Source organism: Allobosea sp. LC85, assembly GCF_000735605.1.
GTDB lineage: Bacteria > Pseudomonadota > Alphaproteobacteria > Rhizobiales > Beijerinckiaceae > Allobosea.
Genome location: NZ_JPKG01000027.1, coordinates 83,869 through 102,393, shown reverse-complemented (window position 1 = coordinate 102,393; position 18,525 = coordinate 83,869). Strand labels below are relative to the sequence as shown.

The 18,525-nt window shown below is 62.2% G+C and carries 15 protein-coding genes and 1 tRNA gene; 10 read left to right on the top strand and 6 right to left on the bottom strand.

Translation table 11 applies throughout. The features are described from left to right. Window positions 1–57 precede the first annotated feature (57 nt). The 4 genes from FG93_RS12640 to FG93_RS12625 all read left to right on the top strand — a co-directional run bounded on the left by FG93_RS12640 (window position 58) and on the right by FG93_RS12625 (window position 4,318). Complete coding sequence (locus FG93_RS12640) at window positions 58–747, top strand: TetR/AcrR family transcriptional regulator (RefSeq protein WP_043234876.1); 690 nt, start codon at window positions 58–60, stop codon at window positions 745–747. Between the two features lie 142 nt (window positions 748–889). Further along, the gene (locus tag FG93_RS12635; protein ID WP_200878100.1) at window positions 890–1,924 is read left to right on the top strand and encodes an amino acid ABC transporter substrate-binding protein; all 1,035 of its coding nucleotides are present in this window, start codon (window positions 890–892) and stop codon (window positions 1,922–1,924) included. Window positions 1,925–2,117: 193 nt separating this feature from the next. Next, window positions 2,118–3,281 carry an amino acid ABC transporter permease gene (locus FG93_RS12630; protein ID WP_043234875.1) on the top strand — a complete coding sequence of 388 codons (1,164 nt, stop codon included), beginning with the start codon at window positions 2,118–2,120 and terminating at the stop codon, window positions 3,279–3,281. Further along, a complete protein-coding gene (locus FG93_RS12625; RefSeq protein ID WP_043234874.1) occupies window positions 3,278–4,318 on the top strand; it encodes an amino acid ABC transporter permease in 1,041 nt (346 codons plus the stop codon). The genes FG93_RS12630 and FG93_RS12625 overlap by 4 nt, the downstream gene beginning before the upstream one ends. 110 nt (window positions 4,319–4,428) lie before the next feature. On the opposite strand, the gene FG93_RS12620 is transcribed toward FG93_RS12625, so the two are convergent. Next, entirely contained in the window at window positions 4,429–4,965 is a 537-nt protein-coding gene (locus tag FG93_RS12620) for a GcrA family cell cycle regulator (RefSeq protein ID WP_043234873.1), read from the bottom strand. A gap of 534 nt (window positions 4,966–5,499) precedes the next feature. Between FG93_RS12620 and FG93_RS12615 the strand changes: the two genes are divergently transcribed. Genes FG93_RS12615 through FG93_RS12605 form a run of 3 tightly spaced genes read left to right on the top strand, consistent with a single transcriptional unit; the run spans window position 5,500 to window position 8,690 of the window. Continuing rightward, complete coding sequence (locus tag FG93_RS12615; protein ID WP_043234872.1) at window positions 5,500–6,720, top strand: aspartate aminotransferase family protein; 1,221 nt, start codon at window positions 5,500–5,502, stop codon at window positions 6,718–6,720. A gap of 45 nt (window positions 6,721–6,765) precedes the next feature. Further along, on the top strand, window positions 6,766–7,683 hold the full coding sequence (gene argF, locus FG93_RS12610) for an ornithine carbamoyltransferase (protein WP_043235090.1): 918 nt from the start codon (window positions 6,766–6,768) through the stop codon (window positions 7,681–7,683). Then, window positions 7,683–8,690: an Hsp33 family molecular chaperone gene (locus FG93_RS12605; protein WP_043234871.1), complete on the top strand. Its 1,008-nt coding sequence runs from the start codon at window positions 7,683–7,685 to the stop codon at window positions 8,688–8,690. The genes argF and FG93_RS12605 overlap by 1 nt, the downstream gene beginning before the upstream one ends. A gap of 31 nt (window positions 8,691–8,721) precedes the next feature. On the opposite strand, the gene FG93_RS31795 is transcribed toward FG93_RS12605, so the two are convergent. The 5 genes from FG93_RS31795 to apaG all read right to left on the bottom strand — a co-directional run bounded on the left by FG93_RS31795 (window position 8,722) and on the right by apaG (window position 13,298). Further along, window positions 8,722–8,865 (bottom strand): DUF2474 domain-containing protein, encoded by a 144-nt coding sequence (locus tag FG93_RS31795; RefSeq protein WP_081881501.1) that lies wholly within the window; start codon window positions 8,863–8,865, stop codon window positions 8,722–8,724. Further along, a complete protein-coding gene (gene cydB / locus FG93_RS12600; RefSeq protein ID WP_043234870.1) occupies window positions 8,865–9,872 on the bottom strand; it encodes a cytochrome d ubiquinol oxidase subunit II in 1,008 nt (335 codons plus the stop codon). The genes FG93_RS31795 and cydB overlap by 1 nt, the downstream gene beginning before the upstream one ends. Window positions 9,873–9,877: 5 nt before the next feature. Then, window positions 9,878–11,311, bottom strand: a complete 1,434-nt coding sequence (locus FG93_RS12595; protein WP_043234869.1) for a cytochrome ubiquinol oxidase subunit I — start codon at window positions 11,309–11,311, stop codon at window positions 9,878–9,880. A gap of 422 nt (window positions 11,312–11,733) precedes the next feature. Further along, entirely contained in the window at window positions 11,734–12,903 is a 1,170-nt protein-coding gene (argE, locus tag FG93_RS12590; RefSeq protein ID WP_043235088.1) for an acetylornithine deacetylase, read from the bottom strand. 2 nt (window positions 12,904–12,905) lie between these two features. Continuing rightward, a complete protein-coding gene (gene apaG, locus FG93_RS12585) occupies window positions 12,906–13,298 on the bottom strand; it encodes a Co2+/Mg2+ efflux protein ApaG (protein WP_043234868.1) in 393 nt (130 codons plus the stop codon). Between the two features lie 251 nt (window positions 13,299–13,549). Here apaG and FG93_RS12580 point away from each other — a divergent pair, with 251 nt between their 5' ends. From FG93_RS12580 to FG93_RS32380, 3 genes are all read left to right on the top strand, one after another. Beyond that, complete coding sequence (locus FG93_RS12580) at window positions 13,550–14,638, top strand: 2'-deoxycytidine 5'-triphosphate deaminase (protein WP_043234867.1); 1,089 nt, start codon at window positions 13,550–13,552, stop codon at window positions 14,636–14,638. A gap of 105 nt (window positions 14,639–14,743) precedes the next feature. Next, window positions 14,744–14,818 (top strand) — tRNA-Gly (locus tag FG93_RS12575). A 1,058-nt stretch (window positions 14,819–15,876) separates the two neighbouring features. After that, on the top strand, window positions 15,877–17,976 hold the full coding sequence (locus tag FG93_RS32380; RefSeq protein WP_152579417.1) for a hypothetical protein: 2,100 nt from the start codon (window positions 15,877–15,879) through the stop codon (window positions 17,974–17,976). Window positions 17,977–18,525 lie beyond the last annotated feature (549 nt).

The window sequence follows — 18,525 nt, the reverse complement described above, 5'->3', positions numbered from 1 at the left end:
CCGTCGGTCATTTTACAGACCGACGGTCGGTCGTCAAGTTGGAGAGGCCGAGCCGGCATGCCGCGCGTGGTAAAACACCCCGATGATCGCAGGAACGAGCTGCTCGACTGCGCCCAGGCGCTGTTCTTCGAACGCGGGTACGAGCGCACGACGATCAACGACGTGATTGCACGCGCCGGCATCTCCAAGGGCGGGTTCTATCACCACTTCACCGCCAAGGAGGATCTGCTTGCGGCGTTGGCGACCCGGCTCGCCTTGTCCTCGGTCGAGCGCCTCACGGATCTGACGGAGGCGCCCGATCTCGCACCGCTTGCGCAATTGAACGGCTTTCTGGCGCGCGCCCGGCAAATCAAGCTCGAGGATGCCCCCAGGCTGAGGGCGACATTCGATGTCCTGTTCAAGCCCGAGAACATCGTGCTCTATCACCGCATCAACGCAACCGTGATCCCGCTCGTGGTGCCGGTGCTCACCCGCATCATCGCGGCGGGCAAGGCTGAAGGCGTGTTCAAAGTGCCCGATGCCGGAATCGCGGCTGAGATCGTGCTGCATCTCAGCGCCACCAGTCACGACGCCATGGCCCGGGCGATCTCGGCATCGGGAACCACGGACGCTCCGGCCGCGATCGATGCGCTCGATCAGCAGCTGCGTTTCCAGGGCATCGCCATAGACCGCATCCTCGGACTGCCGGACGGCAGCGTCACCTATGTCGAGGACGGATTCGTGGAAGCGATCATGACGGCGCGATGACACGCCAATGAGGGCAGAGGCCTGCCGTATCCCGCTCGACATCGCATCCGGGATTCGAAATCCCCCCACTCCCCTTTGCGGCTCAGCTGTTGCATAGTCACGCCACCATGCAGAAAGCCGCCCAGGCTTCGGGGAAACGACAATGACGAAGATAATGATCCTGGGGGCCGTGGCCGCCCTTGCGGCCGCAGCGACCTCCGCCCATGCGCAACAGCTGGCGCCAAGCCCGACGCTGGATGCCGTGAAAGCCCGCGGACACCTCGAATGCGGCGTGCATCTCGGCCTGCCCGGTTTTTCCTTCGCCAATGACAAGGGCGAGTGGACGGGGCTCGATGTCGATTACTGCAAGGCACTGGCCGCAGCCGTGCTGGGCGATGCCACCAAGGTGAAGTTCACGCCGACCTCGGTGCAGCAGCGCTGGCCGATCCTGCAGTCGGGGCAGGTCGACCTGCTCTCGCGCAACTCGACCATCACCTTCTCGCGCAATGCGACACTGGGCCTGAACTTCCAGGGCATCAATTTCTACGAAGGCCAGACCTTCATCGTCCGCAAGTCGACCAACGCCAAGACGGCGGCCGATCTCGACGGCGCCTCGGTCTGCGTCGCCGCCGGCTCGACCGAGGAGAAGAACGCGGCCGACTGGTTCCGCGAGCGCAACCTCAAGGTGACGATCACCAATTTCCAGAAAAACGACGACGCCATCGCCGCCTATGATGCCGGCCGCTGCGACGCCTATACCGCGGGCGTCGGCGCGCTCGCCGGCCAGCGCGCCAAGCTCAAGGTCCCCGGCGAACACGTCATCCTGACCCAGCCGATCTCGAACGATCCCCAGGGGCCGGTGACACGCTACGGCGACGAGCGCTGGCAACTGATCGTGCGCTGGGTGCTGAACGGCACCATCGCCGCCGAGATGCTCGGCGTCACCTCGGCCAATGTCGATGAGATGAAGGCCAATTCGAAGAACTCGGAAGTCCGCCGCCTGCTCGGCGTCGAAGGTGGTTTCGGCGCGATGATGGGCCTGCCGGACGACTGGATGTACAAGGCCATCAAGCAGGTCGGAAACTATGGCGAGAGCTATGAGCGCTCGGTCGGCATGGGCTCGGCCCTGAAGCTCGAGCGCGGCCAGAACCAGCTCTGGACCAAGGGCGGGTTGCTGTTCACGCCGCCCTTCCAGTGAGAGGCGCCGCGGTATCGGGCGCCTGACGGTGCTTCGAGAAATCGGGCGTCATTCCGGACAGGCGGCAAAGCCGTGCAGCTCCGGAAGCCATCGCAGAGCGCAACGCCTGTCGATGGTTTCCGGGCCTGCGTTTCGCTTCGCCCGGAATGACGCACCTCCTTCGCCACGCACCCTTGTCTAAGAGGCGGCACCCGTGGCCAGCGTTCTATCCTTCATCAACGACAAGCGGGTGCGCGACCTGTTCTATCAGGCCGCGCTCGTGCTGGGGCTCGTCGGCGCGACCGTGTGGTTCGTGCGCAATGCCTCGGAGAACATGGTCAAGGCCGGCATCGCGTCGGGTTTCGACTTTCTCTGGCGCACATCGGGGATAGAGGTTCCCTTCGTCCTGACCGGCTACACCCAGCAGGACAATATCCTCGCCCTGTTCTGGGTCGGCATCGCCAACACGATGCTCGTCACGGTGATCGCGATCGCGCTTGCCACCTTGCTCGGCTTCGTCGTCGGCATCGCGCGGCTGTCCTCGCACTGGCTGCTCTCGACGATCGCCGGCGCCTATATCGAGTTCGTCCGCAATATCCCGCTGCTGTTCTTCGTCCTGTTCTGGTATTTCGGCGTGATCGCGGCCCTGCCGGCGCCACGCGCCTCGCTGAGCCTCTTTGGCGTCGCCTTCCTCAATAATCGCGGCCTGACGATTCCGCTGCCCGACTCATCCGCGAATTTCCGCTGGGCATTGGCGGTCATGCTCCTGTCCTGGCTGGCGCAATGGCTGGTGATGCGCTGGGCACGCCGGCGGAAGGAGGAGACCGGCCGCGACGCGCCCGTCCTGATGCTCGGCATCCTGTTCGTGCTGATCGTGCCCGCGCTCGCCTTCACCTGGGCCGGGCTCGCCGTACGCTGGGACGTGCCGGTGCTGCGCGGCTTCAATTACCGCGGCGGCTTCGTCGTGATCCCTGAATTCGTCGCGCTGCTCGCGGCGCTGGTCACCTACACGGCAGGCTTCATCGCCGAGATCGTGCGCGGCGGCATCCAGGCCGTGCCGCATGGCCAGAGCGAGGCGTCTGCCGCGCTCGGGCTGCGTCCCGGGCAGATCCTGCGGCTCGTCGTCATTCCGCAGGCGCTGCGTGTGATGGTACCGCCGATGACCAACCAGTATCTCAACGTGCTGAAGAATTCGTCCTTCGGTGCGGCCATCGCCTATCCCGACATCGTCAGCCTGTTCATGGGCTCGGCGCTGAACAATACCGGGCAGGCGATCGAGATCATCGCGATGACGCTCGCGGTCTATCTGGTGATCGGGCTTGCCGTCTCTGCCTTCATGAACTGGTACAATGCCAGGATCGCGCTGGTGACGCGATGAGCACAGCGACCTTTCCGCTCTGGCGCCAGAGGCTGTTCGGCACGCCGGCAACCGCCGCCGTTACCGTTGTCCTCGCACTCGGCATCGCCTGGGTCGCGGTCCCGCTGATCCGCTGGGCGCTGATCGACGCAACCTGGTCCGGCACGACCCGCAATGACTGCACCGGCAGCGGTGCCTGCTGGGTCTTCATCCGGGCCCGCTTCGGCCAGTTCATGTACGGGCTCTATCCCGTCGACGAGCGCTGGCGAGCCGACCTCGCCGGAGCCATCTTCGCGCTCTCGGGACTTGGCCTCTATCTCTCGCCCAAACCCATGCGGATCCGGCTCGCGATCCTCGCGCTGATCATCCTGCCGCCGCTCGGCGTCTGGCTGCTTGCCGGCGGGTTCGGCCTGCGCCCGGTCGAGACGCGGGAATGGGGCGGGCTGATGCTGACGCTCTTCATCTCGGTCTATGCCAGCCTGATCGCGATCCCGCTCGGCATCCTGCTGGCGCTCGGACGCCAGTCGCAGCTCAAGGTGGTGCGGCTGATCAGCGTGCTGTTCATCGAGTTCTGGCGCGGCGTGCCGATCATCGCAGTCATCTTCCTCGCCTCGCTGCTGCTGCCGCTGATCCTGCCGAGCGGCACGGGCATCGACCGCCTGGCGCGCGCCGTGATCGGGCTCGGCCTCGTCATCGCCGCCTATATGGCTGAAGCCGTCCGCGGCGGATTGCAGGCCCTCCCCACCGGCCAGCGCGAAGCCGCAACCGCGCTGGGGCTGACCTATTGGAAGGCGACGGGGCTGATCGTTCTGCCGCAGGCCTTGCGGATTTCCTTGCCGGCGATGACCAACGAATTCATCGCGCTGATCAAGAACACGACGCTCGTGCTCGTCGTCTCGATCCTCGACCTGCTCGGCATCGCCCAGGCCTCGCTTGCCGATCCCAACTGGGTCGGGATGAACATGGAGGCCTATGCCTTTGCCGGGGCGATCTACTGGCTGATCTGTTATGCGCTCTCGCGCTGGAGCAAGCGCCTCGAGAAGCGCAAACTGGGTTAGGTCGCCGTCCCGTCGGCATGACCGGTCCGGCTCCAGCAGCCCAATGAAAAAGCCGGCCTCGCGGCCGGCTTTTCATCTCGGATCGCAGGAGGCATCGAAAGAGCCTTGGCTCAGGCGCGCACGACCTTGCGGTCGCGACGGCGATCGGCCGCGGGCTGATAGGCGATGCGGGCGTGGTAGCTGCAATAAGGCATGCCGGTCTGGGAACGGCCACCGCAGAAGCGGAACTCCGGGGTGGTCGGGTCGCCCATCGGCCAGCGGCACATATATTCGCGCAGATCCATGATGGTGACCCGCTCGGAGAACGGCACCACGACGTCCTCAGGCAAAGCCGGCGCCTGTTCGGCCTCGACCTCGACCACGGGCTCGTATTGCGGCGCGAGCGCATTGGCGCCGCGGGTCATGCCGGCATTCCCGCCAACCGGGTGGCTCGGCGCGCGGGTCGGCGCCTTGCGGGGGCGCGGCGTCGACGAGGCGGCCGGGCTCTTGGCGCGGCCGGAAAGACCGAGCCGGTGCACCTTGCCGATCACGGCGTTACGCGTGACATTGCCGAGCTCGCCGGCGATCTGGCTGGCGCTCAGTCCGTCGCTCCAGAGCTTCTTGAGAAGCTCGACGCGTTCGTCCGTCCATGCTCCGACGTCGTTCATGGCTTCACCTGTCTCATCCGGCCAGCTCCTTCACGGAACCGGCCTATGGGCCGATCGTGGGCGGAATCCGAAACCGGCAGCTCCCGCTGTTAAACGGAGGCCGTTACACCCGGAATTGACGGTACAGGAGACGCCGCACGAGATGTCGTATCTGACAGAACGGACCATACAAGATGCCGGGACTCGGCCACAAGAGTCCCCGAATCGGAAATTGATTTTTCCCCAGCCATTCGCGGATCGCGGGTCAAGCCCCTGTCTGCGGAGGAACTGACCTCACCCCGCGGAATTGACAGCGGGGAACCGGTTTTGCATAGTCGCAGCTACCTAGCCGCCCTCCACGGGCGGCGCTTATGTTTTTGACGGCTCGAGGTCTTTTTGGCGATGCGGATGACGGCGCGACGAGACGTCGGGAACTGGCTGCGACGATAATGTCGCCGGCGGGTCGCAGAGGGCTGCCAGGTTTTGCCCCGCGACGCCGTTCTTCCATCCAGCGCCCACCCGTTCTCATTCGCCCTTCCGCGAGGATCGCCTGTCATGACCCCTGCTCCCGTTAATCCCTCCCAGTCCGTGCTGCTGCCGACCTATGCCCGCGCGCCGATCGCGCTCGAGCGCGGCGAAGGCGCCTGGGTGGTCGCTTCGGATGGCCAGCGCTATCTCGATTTCGGCGCCGGCATCGCCGTCAATGCGCTCGGCCATGCGCATCCGCATCTGGTCCAGGCGCTGACCGAGCAGGCCTCGCGCATCTGGCACACGTCGAACCTCTACAGCATGCCGGAAGGCGAGCGGCTGGCCCGGCGGCTCTGCGAGGCGACCTTCGCGGAACGGGTGTTCTTCACCAATTCCGGCGCCGAGGCCAATGAGTGCGCCATCAAGATGGCGCGCAAGTACCATGCGGCGAAGGGCCATCCCGAGCGCTATCGCATCATCACCTTCGAGGGCGCCTTCCATGGTCGCACGCTTGCGACCATCGCCGCCGGCGGCCAGCAGAAATACATCGACGGCTTCGGCCCGAAGGTCGACGGCTTCGACCAGGTGCCCTTCGACGACGAGGCCGCGCTGAAGGCCGCGATCGGGCCCGAGACGGCTGCGCTGATGATCGAGCCGATCCAGGGCGAGGGTGGCCTACGCTCGGCGCCGGTGCGCTTCCTCAAACTGCTCCGCGAGCTCTGCGACACGCATGGCCTGATGCTGATCTTCGACGAGATCCAGACCGGCGTCGGGCGCACCGGCAAGTTCTTCTCCTATGAGCTCTCGGGCATCGCGCCCGACATCATGGCGATCGCCAAGGGCATCGGGGGCGGCTTCCCGATGGGCGCCTGCCTCGCCACCGAGGAAGCGGCCTCGGGCATGACGCTCGGCACGCATGGCACGACGTTCGGCGGCAATCCGCTCGCCATGGCGGTCGGCAATGCCGTGCTCGATGTCGTGCTGGCACGGGGCTTCCTCGAGCATGTGCAACAGATGAGCCTGCGCCTGCGGCAATCGCTGGCCCAGCTCAGGGATCACCATCCCGACGTGATCTCGGAGATCCGCGGCGAGGGGCTGATGATCGGCCTGAAGCTCAACACGCCGAACACCGATTTCGTGGTCGAGGCGCGTGCGGCCGGGCTGCTGGTCGTCGCGGCCGGCGACAATGTCGTGCGCCTGCTGCCGCCGCTGATCATCACCGAGGCCGACGCCGCCGAGGCGGTCGCGCGGCTCGAAAGGGCTGCGCAGGCGGTCGAGGCCACCCTGAAGCGACCGGCGGCCGAATAACGAACCCTCCGCCCACGGCACGTTTTTTTGAAGGAAGCGCCGACGATGCGCCATTTCCTCGATCTTTCCGATTTCTCCAGCGACCAGCTCCGCGCCATCCTGCGGGCAGGCGAGGAGATCAAGGCCCGCCGTCGCACCCCGGCGGCAGCCTCCGACCGCCTGCTCGAAGGCAAGGTCATCGCCATGATCTTCGAACAGCCTTCCTTGCGAACCCGCGTCTCCTTCGACGTCGGAATCCGTGAGCTTGGCGGCTCGCCGATGATGGTGACGGGGCAGGAGATCGAGCTCGGCGAGCGCGAGACTATTGCCGATACCGCCCGCGTGCTGTCGCGCTATGTCGACGCCATCATGATCCGCATGCTCGACCATGATTCCGTGGTCGAGATGGCGAAATACGCCACCGTGCCGGTCATCAACGGACTGACCAAGCGCCAGCATCCCTGTCAGGTCATGGCCGATGTCATGACCTTCGAGGAGCGCAGGGGCCCGATCGCCGGCAAGCGCATCGCCTGGACGGGCGACACGAACAATGTCCTGACCTCCTGGGTGCATGCGGCCGGACGGCTCGATTTCGAGCTCGCGATCGCGACGCCCGAAGAGCTCTCTCCGCCGCCGGCACTGATCGACTGGGCTCGCAAGCAGGGTGCCAGGATCCGGCTGACCAGCCGGCCTGAAGCCGCAGTCGAGGGCGCCGATTGCGTCATCACCGACTGCTGGGTCTCGATGGGTGACGAGGAAGGCACGCGCCACAACCTGCTGCGCCCCTATCAGGTCGACGAGCGCCTGCTCGGCCGCGCCGAGAAGGATGCGATCTTCATGCACTGCCTGCCGGCGAGCCGCGGCGAGGAAGTCACCGATGCGGTCATGGACGGGCCGCAATCGGCCGTCTTCGACGAAGCCGAGAACCGGCTGCATGCGCAGAAGGGCATCCTGGCCTGGTGCTTTGGCGGCGTCGCAGCCTGATGGCCGTCGCTGACACCCCTTCGGAGACGGCGGCGCTCGACGATCGCGTCGTGCCGTTCACGGTCCCGGACCTCGACATTCGCGGCCGGGTCGTGCGACTCGGCGCCTCGATCGACACGGTTCTCGAGCGTCACAACTATCCGGAGCCGGTCTCGCGCGTCCTCGGCGAAGCAGCCGCGCTCACCGTTCTGCTCGGCACCGCACTGAAGTTCGAAGGCCGTTTCCAGGTCCAGACCAAGAGCGATGGGCCGATCTCCATGCTGGTGGTCGATTTCAATGCGCCCGACAATTATCGCGCCGTCGCGCATTACGACGAGGCGCGGCTGCAGCAGGCGGTCGCGGAAGGCACGCTGAGCACGGGCGAGCTGCTCGGCAAGGGCCATCTCGGCCTGACGGTCGATCAGGGCTCGCAGTCGACGCGCTATCAGGGCGTGGTCGCACTCGAGCATCAGAGCCTGGAAGACGCGGCACACCAGTACTTCAAGCAGTCCGAGCAGATTCCGAGCCGGGTGCGGCTCGGCGTCGGCAGCGTTGTCACCGGCGCGGGGCGGCAATGGCGGGCCGGCGGGCTGATCGTGCAGTTCATGCCGACCTCGCCCGACCGGCTGCGCGCCGCCGATATCCATCCGGGCGATGCTCCGCAAGGCCACGAGATCCTGGCCAGCGAGCACCCCGACGGGATCGCCGACGATGCCTGGGCCGAGGCCCGCTCACTGGTCGAGACGATCGAGGATCACGAGTTGCTCGACCCGATGCTGGAAAGCGAGCGGCTGCTCTATCGCCTGTTCCACGAGCGTGGCGCACGCGTCTTCGAGCCGGTGATCGTGCATGAGGCCTGCCGCTGCTCGCGCGAGCGCGTGCTCGGCATGCTGCGCGGCTTTTCCGCCGAAGACCGCCGGGCGATGGTCGCCGATGACGGCACGCTCGCCGTCACCTGCGAATTCTGCTCGCGGCGCTATGATTTCGACCCGGCCGAGGTCGAGGCCGGGCTGAGCGCCTCGCCCTGACGGCGCCGTGGCTCTCGCTCGGGCCATTCTCTCAGAGCGATAGTCCCGCGGCTTTCATCAGGACGCGGAAACCGAGGGCAACGACGCCGAGCGTCAGTACGCTTGCGCCCCAGATCAGGACGAGCCAGCCGAAGCGGCTGAGCCAGGGCTTGCGGGGGGCTGTGACCGGCGCCATCAGTGGTAGCCCTCTCCCGCCTTCACCTTGCCGCGGAACACGTAATAGGACCACGCGGTATAGGCGAGGATGATCGGGATGATGAAGAGCGCCCCGACCAGCGTGAAGCCCAGGCTCTGCGGCGGAGCCGCTGCCGCGCGGATCGAGATGTCCGGCGGGATGATGTTGGGCCAGAGGCTGATCGCAAGGCCGCTATAGCCGAGGAAGAGCAGCACCAGGGAGAGCAGGAAGGGGGCTGCATGCGGCGACCGCTTCAGGACCGACAGGATCAGGGCGGCCGTGGCGAATACCAGGATGGGGACGGGCGCGAAGAAGAACAGGTTCGGCAGCGTGAACCAGCGCTCCGCCACGCGCTGATGCAGCAATGGCGTCCACAGGCTGACAAGCACGATTGCCGCGAGCAGGGCGATGACGATCGGGCGGGCGAGCGCGATCATGCGCTGCTGCAGTTGCTCCTCCGTCTTCATGATCAGCCAGGTGCTGCCCAGCAGCGCATAGGCCACCAGGAGTCCGAGGCCGGTGAACAGGCTGAACGGTGTCAGCCAGTCGAGCGCGCCGCCGGCAAAGGCGCCGTCGCGCACCACAAAACCATTGATGAAGGCGCCGAGCGACACGCCCTGGAAATAGGTGGCGATGTAGGAGCCCCAGGCAAAGGCCTTGTCCCAGAACGGCTTGTGCGCCTCGTCGGCCTTGAAGCGGAACTCGAAGGCGACGCCGCGCCAGATCAGCCCCGCCAGCATCAGGACGAGCGGAAGATAAAGCGCGCTGAGGATCACGGCATAGGCGAGCGGAAAGGCAGCCATCAACGCTGCACCGCCCAGCACCAGCCAGGTTTCATTGCCGTCCCAGACCGGCGCCACCGTGTTGACCATGGTGTCGCGATCCTCCCTGCCCTTCACGAAGGGGAACAGGATCCCGATGCCAAGGTCGAAACCGTCCATGATCACATACATCATCAGGCCGAAGCCGATGATCAGCGCCCAGATGATCGGAAGGTCGATGCCCATCTCGCTCACGCTCCCTTGCCGACGCCGCTGCGGGCATCGAGGTGGTCCGGCGCAGCCGAGAGCGGCCGGGCCGGGCGTTGGTTCAAGAGTTCGTCGCCATGGGCTTCCGGCTCCGGACCGTGGCTCTCGGGACCATGTCCGACCAGCTTCAGCATATAGCTGACACCTGTTCCGAAGACGGCGATGTACATGACGATGAAGACGATCAGCGTCGCCGACAGCGCCAGTGCCGAGTGGTTGGAGACCGCGTCCTTCGTTCGCATCACGCCATAGACGATCCAGGGCTGACGACCGATCTCCGTGGTGAACCAGCCGGCGAGGATGGCGACCAGCCCCGACGGCCCCATCAGCAGGGCAAAGCGCAGGAACAGCTTCGACTCGAACAAGCCACCGCGCCAGCGCAGCCAGACGCTGCAGATGCCGAGCAGCAGCATGAGGAAGCCGAGGCCGACCATGAGGCGGAAGCTCCAGAACACGATGGTCGAGTTGGGCCGGTCCTCAGGAGCGAACTCCTTCAGGCCCTGGATCTGTCCATTCCAGTCATGGGTCAGGATCAGGCTTCCCAGGCGCGGGATCTCGAGCTTGTAGCGGGTCGTCTCTGCCGCCATGTCGGGCCAGCCGAACAGCACCAGCGGCACCCCCTCGCCCGGCTTGTTCTCCCAATGTCCTTCGACCGCGGCGATCTTGGCGGGCTGGTACTTCAGCGTATTCAGACCATGTGCGTCGCCGACGGCGATCTGCAGCGGCGCGACAACCAGCAACATCCACATCGCCATCGAGAGCATCGTCCTGATTGCCGGCGTGTTGCGGCCGCGCAGCAGATGCCAGGCGCCGGAGGCAGCGACGAACAGGGCCGTCGCGAGATAGGCTGCGATGGTCATGTGCACGAGACGATAGGGGAAGGATGGGTTGAAGATGATCTTCAGCCAGTCGACCGGGATGACCCGGCCATCGACGATCTCGAACCCCTGCGGCGTCTGCATCCAGCTGTTGGAGGCAAGGATCCAGGTCGCCGAGACGAGCGTGCCCAGCGCGACCATGATCGTCGCGAAGAAATGCAGTCCAGGTCCAACCTTGTTCCAGCCGAACAGCATCACCCCGAGGAAACCGGCCTCGAGGAAGAACGCGGTCAGCACCTCATAGGTGAGGAGCGGCCCGGTGACGCTGCCGGCGAAGGAGGAGAAATAGCTCCAGTTCGTGCCGAACTGGTAGGCCATGACCAGCCCGGAGACGACGCCCATGGCAAAGTTCACGGCAAAGATCGCCGACCAGAAATGGTAGAGGTCGCGATAGACCGTGTCGCGCTTCCACAGCCACAGGCCTTCGAGCACGGCGAGATAGCTCGCAAGCCCGATCGTGATCGCCGGGAAAACGATGTGGAACGAGATGGTGAAGCCGAACTGGATGCGGGCCAGTTCAAGTGCGGTCAAGCCGAACATCTCAGCTCCTCACCCGCGCCTCTGCCGAGGCAGGTTTCCCGCAGGTGAGCCCGAGCTTGACGCGTTTTCCATCGCTTCACCAGAGTTCGGCGAGCAATGGGTCACTGCCGCCGTTTCCAATTAATGTATGCATACATTATTACTAATCGTATGCATTTTCCAATGATGTGCGCCACGCGCAAGCGAGGCAAGACAGCGCAGGTGGCTGTCCCTGCACGACCACCTGCGCTGCGACGTGTACGGCGTTATGCGACGGAGTTCAGCACGGGCAAGACGACGCACCTCGCCCAGGCCTCGGCCCCGGGGTGCGTCGAACTGCAGAGCGTTGGGAGGCGGCTGGCTGGGCGGCCTTGGCCCCCAACCCGCCGAGGCGACGCTTGCCTCGGCAGCCTGCCGTCACCGATGCCGGGGCTCCGGGCTTTTCAGCTTCGGCAGCTCTCCATCAGGTCGCGCATGAATGCCTCGCCGGCAGCGAGTTGCTCGAGCGTGATGAACTCGTCCGGCTGATGCGCCTGATCGATCGAGCCCGGGCCGCAGACGACGGTGGGCAGGCCGGCACGCTGGAAATGGCCAGCCTCGGTCGCATAGGGCACGGCAATCGTACTGTTGCGGCCGGCAAGCCGCATGGCGAGGGTCTCGGCGCTCGAGCCGGCATCGGGTGCAAGGCCCGGCACATCCGATGTCATCACGGTCGTGATCGCCGAGGACGGCGCGGTCCGGCGCATGCGCGCGAGCACCGTCTCGGCATAGGCAGCGAAGCGACCTGGGACCTCGTCCGGATCCGAGCCCGGCAGCGTGCGCACCTCCCAGCCCAGCTCGCAGCGATCGGCCAGGATGTTGCGGGCAATGCCGCCATGGAGCTTGCCGACATGGACCGTGTCGTAGGGCGGATCGAAGCGATCGGCCGGATCGGCCCGCTCCATCAACTCCTGCGCCATCCGGTCGAGCTCCGCGGCGAGCAGTGCCCCGGCATGGACGGCGCTGGCGCCGAGATGCGGCTTCGAGGAATGGGCGGCAAAGCCGGTGACGATCGTGTTGAAGGTGCGGATGCCCTTATGCGCGTCGGCAATCTCGAGCGAGGTCGGTTCGCCGACGATGACGGCGCGCGGCAGCGGCAGATCGCGGCCCATGCGGGCAATGCCGTCCACCACGCCGAGGCAGGTGAGCTCTTCGTCATAGGACAGGAAGAGATGGATCGGCGTCGTCAGGTCGGCGGCCAGGAAATCCGGCACCAGGGCAAGCCCCAGCGCCACAAAGCCCTTCATATCGACGGCGCCTCGACCATAGGCCCTGCCATCGGCAATGCGCAGGGTGAAGGGATCGCTCGACCAGGCCTGGCCCGCGACGGGCACGACATCGGTATGGCCGGACAGCACGATGCCGCCGCGATCGGCCGGGCCGATGCTGGCGAAGAGCGCCGCCTTGTCACCCTCGGCATTCGGAATGCGGATCGAGGGTACGCCCCAGCTCTCGAGATAATCCGCGACGAAGGCGATGAGATCGAGATTGGACTTGGCGCTCACCGTGTCGAAGGCGACGAGGCGCGACAGCATTTCGAGCGGCGTGTAGCGCCGCGCGGCCGTGGTCGGAATGGTCAATGCAGAACCTTCTTCACATAGGGGGAATCAAGCGGGAAGAGCGGCACCTCGACATCGAAGACCACGCCATCCTCGCCCAGCATGGCGTAATAGCCGCGCATCGAGCCGTCTGGCGTCATCAGCGGGCAGCCCGACGTATAGCTGAAGCTCTCGCCCGGGCGCAGCACCGGCTGCTTGCCGACCACGCCATCGCCGCGCACTTCATGGACCTCGCCGCGGCCATCGGTGATGAACCAGTGCCGCGTCATCAACTGCACGGTCTGTCGCGACTGGTTCACGATCTCGATCGTGTAGGCCCAGAAATAGCGGCCCTGATCATGGGCGGATTCCCGTTCCATGAACTCGGGAACGGCGGTCACGCGCACGCCTCGGGTTTGCGCCTGATACATGCTCAGCGGCTCCGTGCCGTTGCGGGTTCGCCGGCGGGTGGAAAGGAGCCGGGAACGACGTCCCAGTTATGGACCGGCCGGCGGCAGCGTCAATCCCGAAGCGGCACTGGACGGTCCTGCTTTTGGCCCGGCGCAGCACCGGTCAGAGTGATTCTCGCATGGACAACCGCCCCGGAAACGGGCGATAGGACTGCGCCCGCCTGGCCTTTGCGCCCGGCTTCGCTAGCTCAGGCTGAACAGGTCCGACGCTCATGCTGCCCTTCCTGCCCGGCATCCAGCCCGACAGTCGCATCCGCGCCTTCATCGAAGAGGGCGTGATCAAGCTCGCGCGGCCGCCCGCGGAGGGCCAGATCCAGCCTGCCAGCCTCGACCTCAGGCTCGGCGACAAGGCCTATCGCGTCCGCGCCAGCTTTCTGCCCGGCCCGGGATCGACCGTCGTACGGCGGCTCGACCAGCTCGCCCTGCATGAGATCGACCTGACCAGGGGCGCTGTGCTCGAGACCGGCTGCGTCTATGTCGCGGAGCTGATGGAAGGGCTGGCGCTGCCCCAGGGCCTGCGCGCCGCCGCCAACCCGAAGAGTTCGACGGGACGGCTCGACGTCTTCACCCGCGTCATCACCGACCGGGCGCGCGAATTCGATCTGGTCGAGGAAGGCTATGAGGGCCCGCTCTTCATCGAGATCTCGCCACGCACCTTCCCAGTTCTGGTGCGCTCCGGCTCGCGGCTCTCGCAAATCCGTTTCCGCGCCGGCGAGGCCCGGCTCGACGACCGCACCCTGGGCGAATTGCACGAGCGCGAGACGCTGGTCAGCGCAGCCACTCCCTCGTTCCAGAGCGGCGTCGCCGTCAGTGTCGATCTCGCCGGCTTCGACGGTCTCGTGGGCTATCGCGGCAAGCGCCATACCGCGCTCGTCGATGTCGACCGGGTCGGTGCCTATCGCGTCGCCGATTTCTGGGAGCCGATCCAGGCCGACGCCTCCCGCTCCCTGATCCTCGATCCGGACCAGTTCTATATCCTGGCCTCGAAGGAGGCGGTGCATGTGCCTCCGGACTACGCCGTCGAGATGACGCCATTCGATGCGCTCGTCGGCGAGTTTCGCGTCCACTATGCCGGCTTCTTCGATCCTGGCTTCGGCCATGGCGGCGCCGGCGGCAAGGGCGCGCGTGCCGTTCTCGAGGTCCGCTCGCGCGACGTGCCCTTCATCATCGAGGACGGCCAGATCGTCGGCCGGCTGGTCTATGAGCACATGGCAGCACGGCCGGACGCCCTCTACGGTGCCGATCTGAAATCGAACTACCAGGGCCAGGCGCTCAAGCTCTCGAAGCATTTTCGCGACTGAGCGAACCTGCGCCCACATCCCTCGCGATTGCCGGATGACACCTGCGCCGGAAGCCGCTATGAGATTCGTGTCCTCGCCGTTGATCTGCGGTCGCTGCGAGCGCATGCGGGCGTAGTTCAGTGGTAGAACGTCAGCTTCCCAAGCTGAATGTCGTCGGTTCGATCCCGATCGCCCGCTCCAATATTTCAATGGGTTAGACCCTCCGACCGTCAAGCCGAGGGTCAAGTAGCTACAAGATAGCTACAGTCGTCATACTCATTTGGCAGAGTGAGCTTGGCTCTCAGACTCGGAGCTCGGGCGGAGAAATTCGCAAATCTCCGCGTCCATCGCCTGAGCGAGCTCATACAGAGTGATCACCGTCGGGTTGCGGCGACCATTGGGGCAAACTCTTTCAATTCGCGGTTCCTGCTCCGCCGAAGAGGCAGGCTTCGAACCAATCAGTGATCGTTTCACGCTTGTCGGCAACAACCTCAAGTCGGCGACAGGAGAAACATTTCAGCGGTGCGCGCCGTAGCTTCAAGGGGTCATTCCATCGGAGCCGCAATGGTCAGGGATGAGCGTGACGCGCCCCGGCCGTCGTCTGGACTTCCGTTATGGGTGACCCATCTGAGACAAGTGAAGATTGCTATCTAATGGGCAGAGTTGGCCCATTAGTATGGACAGGCTGCGTTTCACAACGGATTTGGCGGGGCTAACGAAGTCACGCATATGTATTCAGCGTACTGATCGGCTCGCGTGCTGTCCTTGGCGGGAGTACGCGCGCACCTTTGCCTCATTTACGGATCGGCCGATCATGGGCCAAAAGGGCCACCCGGCTCAGCATGTGCAAATTGATCCGTTTCCTGCCTGCTCCGGCGCGGATTCCTTGGGAGGTCGCTGGATGGCGACGACCTCCATTTGGGCGTCGAAGGACCGGCCGTGGCGCAGCACGCTCCAGCTGATGCGAGCGAGCTTGTTGGTGAACGCTCGGAGGTCGAATTTCAATCCGAACTAAGGTCATGTTCCGGCGTGCTGGACCACCATTCATGGCTGAACAGATTTGAGTGGCCGCATCAAGTAGATGCAGGCTTGCATAAGGCTTCGCAAGGCGTAAAGTACTGCTTAATAAGCCCGCGAGGAAACAGCGGCAGCGTTTCCCGCGAAGAGCGTTGATAATAATGACGACGCCACTCGATGCCTTGAATTAGTTTAATCTGCCCATGCATTCGACGTAGTTCTCATCCGCGGGGGGCGATTCCATGCATCATCAAATTTTTCGCTTCTGCAAGATCTTGGTGACATTAGGTTTAGTTATCGGAATTTTCGGATTTGATGCTTTGGCACAGTCAATTGTACTGAGGGGAGATGATGGCATTGATCTCCGTAGATACAGAATCGGCGACGGCTACGATATTGAAAATGGCGACGGGAAGCCTTCCTGCTTTCAAACGACAATTATTCCGTCAAATTCTCAATTATCACGCTTCAAGGCAACACTCGTAAGCGAAGAATTTCAGTCTAGGTCCTTAACGAAATTGATCAAAACCCTGGACGTACAATCATCAGCGAAATACGGGATTGCATCAGGCAAGGGCAAATTCTCGACAGCCTCAGCAAAAGAAGAATCACTAAAAACCTCTGAAACCGCTGTCAGTATGGTGGCGGAATGGATAGTGTTTTCTGGCTTGAACATAGCATCAATCGGTACAAAAAATGCGATTGGTGAGAACGCCTTTAATATAGGGTTAGGAGAATTCTTCCAGAAATGTGGATATTTCGTTGCGGTCGAGGAGGAGTTAGGAATACGTATTATAGCTCGTGTTAATGTTAACTTTAATTCCAGAGAAACAAAAAAGAAATTTGAGAGAAAGTGGGCCGCATCAACCGCTGGTGAGTTCAATTCGAAAGTCTATGGCGACTATTCCCTGGCGGTGGGTGGCACGAATGAAATTTTCAAGGAGTTTGAGAATAATAAAACGATACAAAGTATAACTGCTGAATTCAGTATCGAAGCGAAGAATGGAACGATTGGCGTAGGAGATGCTATTAAACAATTACCCACTTCGATTACGTCGTTTGAAAAGATATGGAGCTTTATAGGAGAACTTGCAAAAGGTCGCGAGAGCGATCCCGGACGGCCCGAGAGTATTTCCTTTGTCCCAATCCATAAATTTCTTCCCAATGCAATTGCATTGGAAAAATATGTCGATTTCGGCCTTGCTGTAACAGACTTCAGACGCAATATCAGCTTCGCTCAGGGTGCTCGCGCGCTGCATAGAAGATTGCCTTCAATCGCGAATTTTGTCTCGGATCGATCCAACGACGTGCTGTCAACGTTCAAGGCAGATGAAATTAACAGTGACTTTATCTTACTAGATTATATTGCGGCTAGTTGCTCATTTATGCGCACTCATTCTGTCAGTTTAATTAGGACGGTTCTTTGTGGCAAGGATTTATTTTCCGATTTTTCGATCGACCGCCGCTTGTACGAAGAAGACATTTCTTTAAAAGCAGCTGCTGCGAAGTGCTTTTTGTCTAATGGCGTTGATATACATCTGAATTGCTCAGTCGATAGGCTCGTTGCCTCACAACTTATCGGAGGTCTTTACATAAACAAAACGAATCTATCAGCTATAATTCATGAACTCGCTCCTGAATCTAAGAACGCCGTTGATATCGACACATATATTGCTCAGAATATTTCGTTAATCAGCGACGCTCTAGAGCGGAGGCTGTTTGAGCACACAAAGAATAGTATGTACTACCCATTTGCGCTGAATAAGATTAATTTCGAATATAACATATTTACGCTAAAACTAGGACAAGACGACATCGAGGTATTTTATAAAGGTTTACTCAACCCATTTGTCGAGTTTAGGTCTATGGACCTCCCTAATCACCGGTTTCCGATTGAACGGTCTCGTTCCAGCGGAGAACGAATAGTTTGGCTCGTCCATGAGGGGGCGGAGTCTCAAACAGTCCATGCGTATCCATCCACGCCAACACTTATGACCGGATTGGCTGTACGACAGAGAGATCAGTTTGCGGGCGTGGAAAGCTATACGTTAAGATGCCGCTCAGAACACGATTACGTTAAGATGGACAAAAATATTACGCTATTCGATAAAAACTCTATGGACATAATTAAGAATTATAAAGGTCCATTTGACAGACTTGTTATATATTCAATGTTTTGCAATACTCATGATATAGGTATTCACGGATTATTGTATGATCACGGAGAAAGCTTCGATATATACCTTGAAGGCAATGGATTCGCCGGACAATCGTCGATTTATATCGGATCTTTCATCCGATCAGACAACGGCGTTTTGTTTCAATCAAAATCCCGAGATTAACTCATCAAAATTAATCGTGTTTTATCTAATACCTAACCGTTTTCCGTTCGCTCTTTAAACCGGAGTCTTAAGTGATGACGTATTCTACTGTTGCCGTAATCTCTATATACGCGTTGGCTTCGTATCTAATTGCGCCGTCTGCTCGGGCGGCAGAGGGAATTTGGTCAGCTGACAGTCAGTTTGCCCAGGCGAATGTAGCCTGCTCTAGGAGATACACGTGCGGGCCGAAGAGCGACGTCATGTATGGCACCGGCTCGAGGGTTATTTCGACGGCGCCCAAACTTGTCTGGGGAGTCTGCTCGGCAGGCACAGGTCCTATTGACGGCTGCAACGTATGCAACACAAACCCTCCAACTGATTCTTGTGAATGGAGCCTTGAGAAAAAGTAGCGAGGCTTTGCCCGATCCTCTTATAGCCGCTCACCGCCTGCAAGTTGTCGGAAGGGCCGTATAGCGGCTTCGATCGACCGGGGAGGATCTCGCTGCCGAGACCGCGTCCATTCGGCAAGGCCCGGCATAGGGCAAAATCGGAAAGCCTTGCGAATTGAGG